The sequence below is a fragment of the Aliarcobacter cibarius genome (genome assembly GCF_013372265.1).
GTDB classification, from domain to species: Bacteria; Campylobacterota; Campylobacteria; order Campylobacterales; family Arcobacteraceae; genus Aliarcobacter; species Aliarcobacter cibarius.
The window spans coordinates 1,897,771-1,911,155 of record NZ_CP054051.1 but is presented as its reverse complement, the minus strand read 5'-3'; the positions used below and the strand labels follow the sequence as shown (position 1 = coordinate 1,911,155).

The window sequence follows — 13,385 nt, the reverse complement described above, 5'->3', positions numbered from 1 at the left end:
AAGAGGGTTAAATTTCCTCTTTTATCTTTTCTAAATCTTTTATTTTTTGTAAATATTGTTCTTTTTTATTTTTTATAAATTCAATTCTATCTTTGTTTATATCTAAGTATTGTTCTTTAGAGTATTTAATTATTTTAAATAAATAGTTTCTTTTTGAAGTTAAAAAATCCTCTATTTTCTCAAAACCAAAATTTGCTTTTAGTTTTGCAACAATTTCATCTTCTCTTGGATGAGATATAGAAAATCTGCTAGGTTCTTTTTTGTAAAGTTCTTCAGATTCAATTATTTGCTGTTCAAAATGTGCAATGGTCGCTTGAGTTGTTTGGATATATGAATATGATAAAGCACCATTAAAATATGCAAATTTCTTTCTTAAAGCAGAGATATTTTCTAAAATTGCTTTATGGAAAGCTTTTAAAACATTTTCATAAACTTTTGCTGCAAAGTGTCTTGTATTTGAAAACTCAATATCTGAAGCTATTTCTCTTTGTTTTCTTATAAGCTCATAAGGTTCTTGCCACTTTACGACATCACTTTTTATTAATCTATAAACATCTCTAAATGCTTCATCTGTATCAAGTTCTATATTTTTTAGAAGCTTGATTGATCTTTTAAACATTTTATCTACAGTTTGATCATCATAAAACAGTGCTTTATATACAGCATCAGAATCAATCCAGAATGTTTCATATTCAAACTTTTCTATTTTTTCACCAAAAAGTGATTTTGACTCTTCGAATCTAACAGATTTTTTTCTTTTTATATTTTTAAATGTTTCACTTGCAATTTTTTCCATAACTGTTTCAAGAGAATTATAGATATTAAATAGCTCTTTAGAATACTTTTTGTGAATATTTTCAAAGGCTTCTTCAACTTTTTTCTCGCAAGATTCTAAAACTTCAACTAAAGCATCATAAACTTTTATGATTGTTTCGTACTCTTTTATTAAAATGTCACAAAAACTTCTTAAATCTTTTTTGATAGCAAACTCTTTTGCTTCAGCTGCTTGTGGTCTTATTGTAGTTTCAATAAAATCTAAAACTTCTTTAATATTTGAGTCTTCTAAAAGTTTAATATTGCTTGATGTATCGCTTAATCTAATAGATTTTATTTTATTTTTGTGTTCCGTTAATAATTTTTCAATATCTGCACTATCTTCTATGTCTTTTGTAAGAAGTTCTTTTTTTAATTGAGTTAAAAGATTTATATTTTCATCTTCAATCAAAATATCTTTTTCTTTTGCTCTACCTTCCAGAGCCTTTATAGCGGAAATTGGGACAACCTTTGCAAAATATTTACTAAATTTCTCTTTTACATAGTTTGTTGTCGTAATAACTTGCTCAGGAGTTAATTTGTCTTTTTGGTTTAAAACACATAAAGATTTGTTTTTAAAATGTTGCATATACTCTTCTAAAACTTGAGCTTCTGAAAGTTTTCCAGCGTTATCAATTAAAGTTAGCCAGATAATTCCACCAACATCTTTTAAAACTCTTCTTGTAACATCTGTATCACTTTGTGATTGAGAGTTAAGTCCTGGAGTATCTACGAATGAAATCTCTTTTAAAATTGGTAGAGGAGCATAAAGTGTTAAATATTTGATATTTTTCATATCATCTTGTCTTTGGTCTGTAAAATCAGCAATACTTTCTATTGGAGCAAACTCTTGAGCACCTGAATAGTATGTGATTTTTAATTTGAAATCTTCTCCATAATTTATAAAATTTACTTTAGATGTAACTGGAGTAATTCCTGTTGGTAAAATATTTCTTGAAAGTAGGGCATTTAAAAATGTAGATTTACCAGCACTAAATTGTCCTGTAATCGCAACTTCCATAGGATATCTAGCACGTCTTAGTTGTTTATTTAAAACTGATTGAAGTTGGATTGATGGATGAAATTTTTCATCAAGAAGTTTATCAATAGTTTTTTTTATGTCTCCTACTAAACCATCCTCATAAACTATTTCTTTTATAGAATTTTGTTCTTTATATTCGTTAGCAAAGCTTTTTAATATATTTAAATTTGCACTCATTAGTGTAATCCTTTAATATTTAACATAATATTTTCAAGTTTTTTAATATTTTTATGAAGATTTATAGATAATTCTGCTTTGTTTTTATCATTTTCTTCAAAAGTAGCTATTCTATTTTGAAGACTCTCCTCTTCATTTTTTAATCTTTGTTCAAACCCTCTTAAAGGAGCATTTAGTGTATCAAAGAAATTTTCTATTAAAAGTGAACTAACTTTTTTTGCTTTTATTTTAATATCTTCTTCAATTCCTTTAAATTGTGCTTTTATTATTTCTTCAATATTTCTATCAAGTTCATTTAATTTTCCTTCTTTTGCTCCATTTACAGCATTGATTATTTGACTTACCATAATTTCATTATTTGAAGTTAAGAAACCACTTTTAAAATCATCTTGAAAGAAACCTCTTGCATCAAAATTGTCATTTTTATGACCAATTGCAAAACCTAAATCATGATATTTTTGTTCACACTGTTCACCAATTGTTTGAGATTTTTTTATAAATTTATATCTGTAATCTCTGATTACATCAATGATTCCATCTTTTATTGCAGTTTCAACAATAACTTTTACTCTAGTGTTTTCAGGTTTTCTTTTTGTTTTTTCTAAAGAATATCTTGTGTCATTTACAACTCTTTGTTTTATAACATTTTGTAGCTCCATAAGCTCACTTTGTAAAAATGTTTCTAAAGAGTCAATATATGATTTTGCATCATTTTTATAATAATTTATATCTTCACTCATACTAAAAAGTATTCTTTTATTTGAATCTTTTTTTCTGTTAAATTCATTTAATTCTTGTTCTAATTCATCTTTTGATTTATTTAAAAGAGTAAGTTCATAATTATTAAAAACTATTTGTTTTTCAATTAATCTATTTAATTGAGTTTTTGTAGATTGAATAACTAAATCACCTTTTTGAGAGTTTGTTCCAAAAAGACTTTCCATAAGATAGTTTTCTATTTCTAAAATTCCAGTATCTTCTAAAGTAAATCCAGCTTCTAAAGCCTCTTTTTCTCTTCCTGTTCTATGTAGTAAAGCCATTCTTCCTGAAATAGGTATAAATTTTATTGTTTTTAAAATATGGTCGAGTTGAGAGTCTTTATTTTGTGCTTTTAATTGTTTTTGAATTGATGATTTTGTATATTCAATAACTTCTTCAAGATTTTTTTTGCTAACTGTATCAGCTCTTGTAATTACAACTAGTAGTTTTGATATATTTTGATATAAAACAGCATCTATAATAAATTCAACATCTTTTAGTGTTGCACTTTGTGATACATTCATTAAATGTATCATCATATCACATTTCGAAATATATTCTTTTGTAATTTCTTCTCTTTGAATAACAGGGTCATCAAGTCCTGGTGTGTCAACTATTTCTATACCATCACTTAAAAATTTAAGATTACTTCCAAGTTCTACATACTTTACAAGATTACATTTTTTTCCACTGTGTTCTGCTGATGTATATGACGATAGATCATTTATATCAACTTCATCAAATCTTGAAGTAGGTCTTATATAGTTTTTTAGATTTTCACCAAATACTTTATTTGTTTCAAGAACAAAGTCTTTCATGCTTTCTAGACTTTTTGCGCTCTCTTCAATTTTTTCCCACTCTTTTGTGTTCCAATAATAAACTTTTGCATTATCAGTTGTATTATGTTTTACAATTGTAAGATTTGCAGTCTCAGGAACAACAGCGCTACCTAAAATTTCCTTACCCATTAAAGCATTAAGCATAGTAGATTTTCCAGCATTCATAACACCAGTTATTCCAATTGAGAATTTTTGGTTATTTATGTATTCATTAACAGAATTAAGTTCTGATAAAACTTCATGGTTTGTTATTTCAGTTTTTAATTCAACTAAAATATTTTCAATGTTATGTTTTAAATCTTTGAAAGAAGTCTTAAAATCATCATCAATTTTTGATAAACCAGCACTTTCATCATCTTTTAATGATTCAAGCTCTTTATGGTCAAACAAAGAATTTAGTTTTGTATAACTATCATTATCAATAATATTTTCATTTCTTAAGTATTCAAAACTTTGGCTTAATATTTCAAGATTAGATTTTGTTCTATTTGATAAAATGAGTTCAATTACATTTTCTTGAATATGATAAAATTCATTCGCATTTGATGGAGTTTTAATATTCAACTGCTGACAAAGTGTTTTGAAAGATGTTAAGTTAATAAATTTTTCATAGTTTTTTCTATTTGCACTTATAATTAGAGCGAAGATAGTAAAAGTATCATCATTTAATTTTGTCTCTATTTCTTCAATTTCTAAATTTTTTTGAAATGTAATTCCATGGTATAATAAAAAATAATCATTTGTTAAACTCATTTATCGACTCTCCTAAATAAAAAAAGTTAAATACCACGAATGATATTTAACTTTTTCTATATTTAATATTTATGAAGGATAAACCTTCATAAATTATTATCTAAGTGCTACTAATTTTCTTCTTAAGTAAGCAATTTTGTTTTGTAATGGTAAATGTTTTGGACAATGGTCTTCACATGCCATTAATGACATACAACCAAATACTCCATCATCATCACCGATTAATTCATAGAAATCTTCAGCTGTTCTGTTGTCATGTGGATCTATATCAAATCTTGCAACTCTATTTAATCCAACTGGTCCAACAAATTTTGGTCTCATTAACATTGTTCCACAAGAAGCAACACAAATACCACACTCAATACATCTATCAAGTTCGAATGTATCATTTGCAACTTTTGGATCAACTCTTTGTTCCATTTTTGAAATATCAACTTCTTCATTTGAATGAATCCAAGATTCAACTCTTTTACTCATTCCATCCATCCATTTACCAGTATTTACTGATAAGTCTTTAATTAATTCAAATGCAGGCATAGGCATTAATTGAAGTTTTCCTGTTGGATAGTTTGCAATAAGAGTTCTACAAGCAAGAGCAGGTTTACCATTAACCATCATACCACAACTTCCGCAAATTCCAGCTCTACATACGAAGTCAAAAGATAAATCAGCGTCATAGTTTTCTCTTATTAGGTTTAACGCAATAAAAAGAGTCATACCTGGTGTCTCTTCTAGTTTGTATTCTACAAAGTGAGGTTTTGAAACCTTACTTCTAGGATTATATTTAAGAACTGAAATTGTAATTTCTCTACCTTTTTGCATACTCATTATTTATCTCCTGCTCTTTCGTTTTTCTCTTTGTAGTTCATAGGTAAACTAAATGGCATTAATGCATGTTGAATTTCATGTCTATCTTTACCTTCAGCTTGCATTTTTTCTGTGATTTCATCAACTTGAGCTTGTCTAACTGCTGAATCATCATGCTCTATAATCATACCTTTAGCTCCATAACCTCTAAATGCTGGAGGCATTTCCATTTTCATAATATCTAATGGTTCATAAGTAATTTCAGGTTCTAAAGCATCTTTATTTGGCCATGAAGTAAGAGTTCTATTTAACCAGTTTTTATCATCTCTCATTAAATAATCTTCTCTATAGTGAGCACCTCTTGATTCAGTTCTCTCTCTTGCACCTTTAGCAACACATAAAGCAACTTTTAACATTTTTGGAACTCTATATGCTTCTTCAAGTTCTGGATTTCCAGCTCTTTCTTTAGATTTAACATTGATTTTTTTAGTTTTTGCTAAAAGATCTTTTAACTCTTCAACAGCTTCTTTTAATGGCTCACCACTTCTAAAAATACCAACCTTTTCATCCATTAGTTCTTTCATTCTATTTTTGATTTTGAAGATGTCTTCAGAACCGTTATAAGATAAAATTTCATCAATGTATGCTTCTTGCTCATCTAAGAATTTTTGAACTGTAGATGTTGGAATTGTTACATCATTTGCTAAACAATAATCAGCAAAATAGTTACCAATAATCATACCAGCAACAACTGTTTCAGAAACAGAGTTTCCTCCAAGTCTGTTAAATCCATGCATATCCCAACATGCAGCTTCACCACAAGCAAATAAACCTGCTAATTTTTGTGATTCACCAGTTGCTTTTGTTCTAATTCCACCCATAGAGTAGTGTTGCATTGGAAGAACTGGAGCCCAACCTTTTGGACCTTCATCTGCTGGATCAATTCCGTTGAAGATTTGACAAATTTCTTGAACATCTCTTAAGTTTTTCTCAATGTGTTCTCTACCAAGAATAGAGATATCTAACCATACGTGGTATCCATAAGGAGAAGGAACTCCTTTACCATTTCTAATATGCTCAATCATTCTTCTAGAAACAACGTCTCTTGATGCAAGTTCTTTTTTCTCTGGCTCATAATCAGGCATAAATCTGTGACCATCAACGTCTCTTAAAATTCCTCCATCCCCTCTACAACCTTCAGTTAATAAAATACCTGATGGTACGATTGGAGTTGGGTGAAATTGAACAGCTTCCATATTTCCTAAAGTCGCAATTCCAGTTTCAAGTGCAATAGCAGCACCTGTTCCTTCACAAATAACAGCATTTGTAGTTTGTTTAAAGATTCTTCCGTAACCACCAGTTGCAATACATGTACCTTTTGCAACATAAGCTTCTAGTTCTCCAGTTATTAAATCTCTTACAACAGCTCCATAACATCTTCCATTTTCATGAATTAAGCTTAAAGCTTCTTTTCTATCTCTGATATCAACATTGTGTTTTAAAGCTTCATTCGCAACACCAAATAGCATTGTATGACCTGTTGCATCAGCTGTATAACATGTTCTCCATTTTTTAGTACCACCAAAGTCTCTTGATGTAATTAAACCATGTCTATCTTCATCTTCAGTAATAGTTGTTTTTTTAGCATTAATAACGGCTTCTCTTGTTCCTGCTTCAACTCTTGACCAAGGAACCCCCCAAGATGCAAGTTCTCTAATAGCTTTTGGAGCAGTGTGAACGAACATTCTCGCTACTTCTTGATCACATCCCCAGTCACTACCTTTTACAGTATCTGCAAAGTGTAAATCTTCGTTATCTCCATCAGACATTTTAGAGTTACCTAAAGATGCTTGCATACCACCTTGAGCAGCTGCACTATGAGATCTTTTAACAGGAACTAGTGATAAAACTATTGTACTTAAACCTTTTTTTTGTGCAGCAACAGCAGCTCTTAATCCTGCAAGTCCTCCACCAATAACTAATGCATCACAGTAATTAATTTTCATTATGCGATTCCTCCAACATTTTTAGTTTTTAAATCATAATTCATAATATGTGCAGATGGTTGGAATGAGTCTCTAGGAATATTATTTTTAGAGTTTTCATAACCGATTTTCATATAAGCTGCAAGAGAAGCAAATCCTAAAACTAAGAAGAACACAGTTAATGCCCATTTTAATTTTTTAAGAGTTTTTCTAGTTTCTCTTGGGTTTTCACCATCGAACCATCCCCATTTAACACAAAGTCTGTATAAACCTATTGTTCCATGGAATTCAACAGCCAATAAAAGTAAAATATATAGAGGCCACATATATTCATCCCAAACTCTAGCAGAACTTTCGTATGGTCCAATTTGATCTGGATGTGTCATAATTACATATAAATGCACTGAACCTAAGAAGAACATTGCAAAACCTGTAAATGCTTGTGTAAACCAAAGTTTTGTATCATCATGACCCATACTTTTTGAGTGAGCTTTAATTACTTGGTATTGTTTAAAGTTACCTGGTAATTTTCTCATTCCTAATGCAGCATGAACTATAAAAATAACAAAAATAACTATAGCAGTAATAGATACTAGAAGTGGATTTCCACCTTCAAATATAAAACTACCCTCTAATAATTTTGTAACTTGATACATAAAATCTTTTGACACTAAAATTGATGCAACAAGCATCATATGTGCCCACATAAATAGAGCTAGAAAACCACCCGTAAAACTTTGAACAAAGTCTAGTTTAGCTGGAAGCCTACTCTTTTTCCCTTCTGTTGTTTTTCCTAAATAACCCTCTATTAGGTCACTCATTTGCTATCCTTTCTTGCGATTTTAGATTTCACAAAATCATAGCAAAATAATAGTTTAAAGTTTCTTCAATGATAGATGGTATATTTACTTTTTGTTAATGTATAGTGGTAGAAAAGTTACACTCAATCCCCAAGTGGGGATTTACGGTACTTTTTAGTATTAGTAGTTGTTTCGTTTTTAAACAACTATTTTATAAATAGTGACTGTATAGCTATATTTGTTAGATTAGTAATTGTATCAATACTTAACGTTGGAATAAAGAATATAATAGCGCTTCCAATTCCTCCAATTACTGTAGCAATTGCTATAAATGCAACAGCATAATTTGATATATTTTTTTCATTGAAATTTTGAATTTCACATTCATCTTTAGCATCATAAAAATACATAGCAGCAATAAGTCTAAAATAGTAATAAATTGAAATTATTGTAGCAATAATTGCAAGAATAGCTATTAAAATGTAACCTGCTTTAATTGTTTCAGTAAATACATAAAGTTTCCCTATAAATCCTATAGTTCCAGGAATTCCTGCAAGTGATAAAAGGAAAATAGTTAGCATCAGAGCATAAAAAGGTCTTTGTTTAGCTAAACCATTAAAGTCACTAAATGTAACTCTAATTACAGATTTTGAGTTTATTTGAGAGATTAAACCAAATGAACCTAATGCAGCTAACATGTAAGCTAATAAATAGAACATTATTGAATGTGATACATCAATGTTAGCAATTTGAGTATTTTCATATGTTAGTGCAACAAACGCCATAAGGATATAACCTGTATGAACTATTGATGAAGCAGCTAACATTCTTTTTACTTTTTCTTGAGTAATTGCAAGCCATGTTCCTATAACTAAAGTTACTAAAACAACAATAGTTAACAAACCATCCCAGAAATCAAAGATTGGTGAAATTGTATCAATAATCAATCTAAGGAAAAATGCAAAAATAGAGATCTTAAACGTAGATGCCATAAATGCAGTTACAATCATTGGAGCACCCTGATAAACGTCAAGCAACCATGATTGAAATGGGAATGCTGCAATTTTGAATAGAAAGGTAAACAATATTAGAGTTAAACCAATATAAACTAAAACTAAATCATTTACACTTGCATTATCAATATAAACTTTTATATCAGTAAAACTTGTTGAAACAACAGCTCCATATACTAAAACTAATCCTAAAAGGAAGAAAGCTCCAACAAAAGCTCCTAAAACTAAATATTTAAATAATGCTTCAATTCTTTTTGAATTGTCTTGATTAAATCCAACCATAATGTAAACTGCAAAAGATGCAATTTCTAAAGCAATAAATGCAGTAATTAATTCATTTGATTGTGTTAATATCATCATTCCAAAAAGAGCAAATAAAATTAAACTGAAAAATTCACCTTTAAAATAATCTCTATTTCTAAAATAACTCTCACCAATAAGAACAGTTAAAAGTGTTCCAAGAATTAGTATTGTGTTGAAGAAATTTGAGAATGAATCAAATGTTAAAACGTTATGTAAAAAACCTTCATAAGCCTGAACTGAATAACTTGAACTTATATTGATTAAAGAAAATACCAAAGCTAAAACTAAAAATAAAGATGTAGCAACAATATTAGTTTTTGTAGAGATTTTTTCATACATACTTAAAAGCATAAGTACTAATGCCCCAACTAAAACTATTAAAGTTGGTAGAATTAAAATAAATTCATTCATTTTGTTGCTCCAATTTGTAAAATGTTTTGTAAATATGAGCTTACAGTTGGCTCATAGATATTTGTGAAAATATCTGGAAAAAATCCCATAACAAATATTAAAACTATCCATGGAGTTAAAGCTAAAATTTCTTTTATTTTTAAATCTTTCATTTTTAATTCACCAAGAGATTCATCTCTATCTTGTAAAATAGCTCTTTGAAACATCCAAAGCATATAAGAAGCTCCAATAATAACAGAAAGAGCTGCAATAATTCCAAGATAAATATTAAATTGGAATACACCAAAGATAATTAAAAATTCTGAAACGAAACCACTTGTACCTGGTAGTCCAACATTTGAAAATAGCATAATTGCAAAAATAAATGTCAGAATAGGTGCTTTTTTAGCGATACCCCCTAACTCTTTAATTTTTTTAGTTCCAGTTTGGTCTTGAATATTACCAACTAATAAAAATAGTGCACCTGTTGCAATTGCGTGAGCCATTATTAAATATAAAGCACCATTTAAACCATAACTTGTTAAAGAAAATACCCCAGCTGCAATAAAACTTAAGTGAGATGCAGAAGAGTATGCAAACATTCTTTTAACATCTTCTTGTGTTAAAGCAGCAACTCCAAAATATATCATTCCAAAAATTCCAACTGCTACAAGTTCTGTTGAATATAAAGCTACTTCTTCAGGAAATATAGGTATTAAGAATCTAATTACAGCATAAATTCCAAGTTTTGCCATAATTGAAGATAAAATAAATACAGCACCTGTTGGAGCATTTTTATATGTTGCCATAATCCAAGTGTGTACAGGGAATAACGGAATTTTAATTGCAAAAGCAAATAAAAATGCTAAAAATAACCACATTTTAGTAGATGAATCTAAAGAAGTTATTTTTGCTAAATCGTTGTAAGCAAAAGACCAAGAACCAAACTCATTAAAGTAGCTCATTCCAAGATAGAAAATTGCAAGTAACATAAATAATGAACCCGCCATTGTATAAATAGTTACTTTTAAAGTTGTAGCTACTTTATCTCCACTTCCATACATACCAATCATTAAGAAAATTGGAATAAGCATAAGTTCCCAGAAGAAATAAAACAGAACAATGTCTAAAGACAATAAAGCACCTGTAACTCCTGTTTGAACTAAAAGCATATTAATAAAATATGACTTGTTCTCTTTTTCCCAAAGGAACAGGTATGAAGAAGGAATTAAAATTGCAATCATCATAAGAATAGTTAATGAGAAACCATCAAGTCCTAAATAGTAATTTATTCCATAGCTTTCTATCCAAGGAGTATTTACAACAAATTGCATTGAAGAATTAGCTTCATAATCCATAAAAAGTTTTAAAGCTAAAGCTAAAACAACAGTTGTTGTAACAAAAGAGATATTTCTAACTGTCTTTACCTCTTTTGTTGTTATCATTAATCCCAAAGCCACGATAGCTGGTAAAAATATAATAAATGAAAGTATTAGTTGATTCATATTACAATCCTAATGAAATATATAGGTAAATAAAGGCAAAAGTCATACCTAAAAGCATGAATACAGCATAAAATCTTACATTTGCATTTTGAATAGTTGCAACTCTTTTACCTACATTTACAAAGCCAGTCGATATTCTCATGATTGTATCATCAATAATTTTATCGTCGATAACTTTGTCAAAAAGTTTAGATATAGATTTTAATCCTCTAACAAAGATTAAATCATAAAGTTCATCAACATACAGTTTTCTTCCAATAAATCCAACTTCTAGTTCAGGTTTTTCTAAATCAAAATTAGCATATTTTTTGTAAGCAACAAAAATTCCTAATGATGCAACAAGAACTGAAAGAGCCATTAAAATATACTCTGTGTTATGTGAAATAGTTATTGTTTTAGAGTTTAAGTTTCCAAGAAAACTATCAACCATATGACTTCCTCCAAAAATTGATGGGAAGTTTAAAAATCCTGCACCAATAGCACCAATAGCAAGTATTAGCAAAGGTATAGTAATTGTCATACTTGTATAAACATATTCTTTCTTATGGTGATTTGGTGTTACAAATACTATAAAGTATAATCTAAACATATAAAATGCTGTTAAGAAAGCAGTAAATAGTGCAATACCATATATTAAATAATGTCCTTCTTGAAATGCAGCTGCTAAAATAGCATCTTTAGAGAAGAATCCAGAAAATGGAGGTATTCCTGAAATTGCTATAACACCGATTAAGAATGTAGTTGAAATTATTGGAAGGCTTGCTCTATGTTTTGCTATGTTAAATATATTTTGTTCATGGTGAATTGCCAATATTACTCCACCAGCTCCCATGAATAACATTGCTTTGAAGAAAGCATGTGTAAATACATGGAATAATCCTGTTGAATAAAAACCTAATCCAACAGCGATAAACATATAACCAAGTTGACTCATAGTTGAATAAGCAAGTATTTTTTTAATATCAGTTTGTCTTGTTGCAATAATAGCTGCAAGTAGTGCAGAGAAAGCACCAATATAAGCTATAAATGTACCTATTTCTTCAATTCCACTATATAAAAAGTGAAATCTTGCAACCATATAAACCCCAGCAGTAACCATTGTAGCTGCGTGAATTAATGCTGAAATAGGTGTTGGTCCAGCCATTGCATCAGGAAGCCATGTATATAAAGGAATTTGTGCTGATTTTCCCATAGCTCCTACAAAAAGTAAGAACCCAGCTAGAAGTAACCAACCATTTGTTGTATTTCCTAAATTTGCTTCAATTGAAGAGAAAGATAAATCAACTTGTCCTAAAGCAAAAAATAGAGTTGCAATTCCTAATAAAAATCCAAAATCTCCAACTCTATTTACAATAAACGCTTTATTGGCAGCAAGAACATTATTTTTGTCTCCATAATAGAACTTAATTAAAAGGTATGAACAAACTCCAACACCTTCCCATCCAATAAATAAAATTACAGGATTATCAGCTAAAACAAGAATAAGCATAGATGCTAGAAAAAGGTTAAAGTAAGCAAAGAATTTACCAAATCCTTCATCACCTTTCATATAACCAACAGCATAAATATGAATTAACCAACCAACAAAAGTTACAAACATTGACATAAAAATAGCTAAGTTATCACCTAAAAATGCCATATCAACATTTAAGCTTGATATATTTAACCAAGTAAAAATATGTTGTTTAAATATTATTTTTTCTTCTATCATTTTTAAGAATAAAGACAGAGTTATTAAAAAAGATATTAAAGGAGTTAGTGTTCCTACAATTGCAAAAGGTAATTCACCAATATTTCTTTTTTTAATATTGTAAAAATATAAAGCACCATTTAAAATTGCACCAATTAATGGAGACAATATTATCCAAATAAGTAAATTTGTACTCATTTTTTCTCTCCTTGTGCAAGAGATGTGAATAAATCAGTATCTAAAGATTTTTTAGATCTAAATAAAAGAATAATTACAGATAAAAAAATCGCAGCTTCAGCAGCAGCAATAGATATTACAATAATAGTTATAATTTGTGGATCTATATTAAAATGGTATCTAGCAAATGTTACTAAAAAAAGATTTATTCCATTTAGCATCATTTCTATTGACATATAAATTACAAAGATATTTTTTCTTGCAATTACTCCAATCGCTCCAATAGAAAAAAGCATCATTGAAACAAAGGCATAAGAAGTAAGTGATATCAT

9 protein-coding genes are annotated in these 13,385 nt (G+C 29.0%); all 9 read right to left on the bottom strand.

From position 1 onward, the window contains the following. Window positions 1–7 precede the first annotated feature (7 nt). A complete protein-coding gene (locus tag ACBT_RS09610; RefSeq protein WP_024774642.1) occupies window positions 8–2,032 on the bottom strand; it encodes a dynamin family protein in 2,025 nt (674 codons plus the stop codon). Continuing rightward, entirely contained in the window at window positions 2,032–4,383 is a 2,352-nt protein-coding gene (locus ACBT_RS09605) for a dynamin family protein (RefSeq protein WP_024774643.1), read from the bottom strand. The genes ACBT_RS09610 and ACBT_RS09605 overlap by 1 nt, the downstream gene beginning before the upstream one ends. A gap of 96 nt (window positions 4,384–4,479) precedes the next feature. Continuing rightward, window positions 4,480–5,211, bottom strand: coding sequence for a fumarate reductase iron-sulfur subunit (locus tag ACBT_RS09600; protein WP_024774644.1), 732 nt, complete (start codon window positions 5,209–5,211; stop codon window positions 4,480–4,482). Then, window positions 5,211–7,196: a fumarate reductase flavoprotein subunit gene (locus ACBT_RS09595; protein ID WP_024774645.1), complete on the bottom strand. Its 1,986-nt coding sequence runs from the start codon at window positions 7,194–7,196 to the stop codon at window positions 5,211–5,213. Before ACBT_RS09595 ends, ACBT_RS09600 begins: the two co-directional genes overlap by 1 nt. Continuing rightward, complete coding sequence (locus tag ACBT_RS09590) at window positions 7,196–7,996, bottom strand: fumarate reductase cytochrome b subunit (protein WP_024774646.1); 801 nt, start codon at window positions 7,994–7,996, stop codon at window positions 7,196–7,198. The genes ACBT_RS09595 and ACBT_RS09590 overlap by 1 nt, the downstream gene beginning before the upstream one ends. 185 nt (window positions 7,997–8,181) lie before the next feature. Beyond that, window positions 8,182–9,702: an NADH-quinone oxidoreductase subunit N gene (locus ACBT_RS09585; protein WP_024774647.1), complete on the bottom strand. Its 1,521-nt coding sequence runs from the start codon at window positions 9,700–9,702 to the stop codon at window positions 8,182–8,184. Beyond that, window positions 9,699–11,186 carry a complex I subunit 4 family protein gene (locus ACBT_RS09580; RefSeq protein WP_024774648.1) on the bottom strand — a complete coding sequence of 496 codons (1,488 nt, stop codon included), beginning with the start codon at window positions 11,184–11,186 and terminating at the stop codon, window positions 9,699–9,701. Before ACBT_RS09580 ends, ACBT_RS09585 begins: the two co-directional genes overlap by 4 nt. A gap of 1 nt (window position 11,187) precedes the next feature. Beyond that, window positions 11,188–13,074, bottom strand: a complete 1,887-nt coding sequence (gene nuoL, locus ACBT_RS09575; RefSeq protein ID WP_024774649.1) for an NADH-quinone oxidoreductase subunit L — start codon at window positions 13,072–13,074, stop codon at window positions 11,188–11,190. Beyond that, entirely contained in the window at window positions 13,071–13,385 is a 315-nt protein-coding gene (gene nuoK, locus ACBT_RS09570; protein WP_024774650.1) for an NADH-quinone oxidoreductase subunit NuoK, read from the bottom strand. Before nuoK ends, nuoL begins: the two co-directional genes overlap by 4 nt.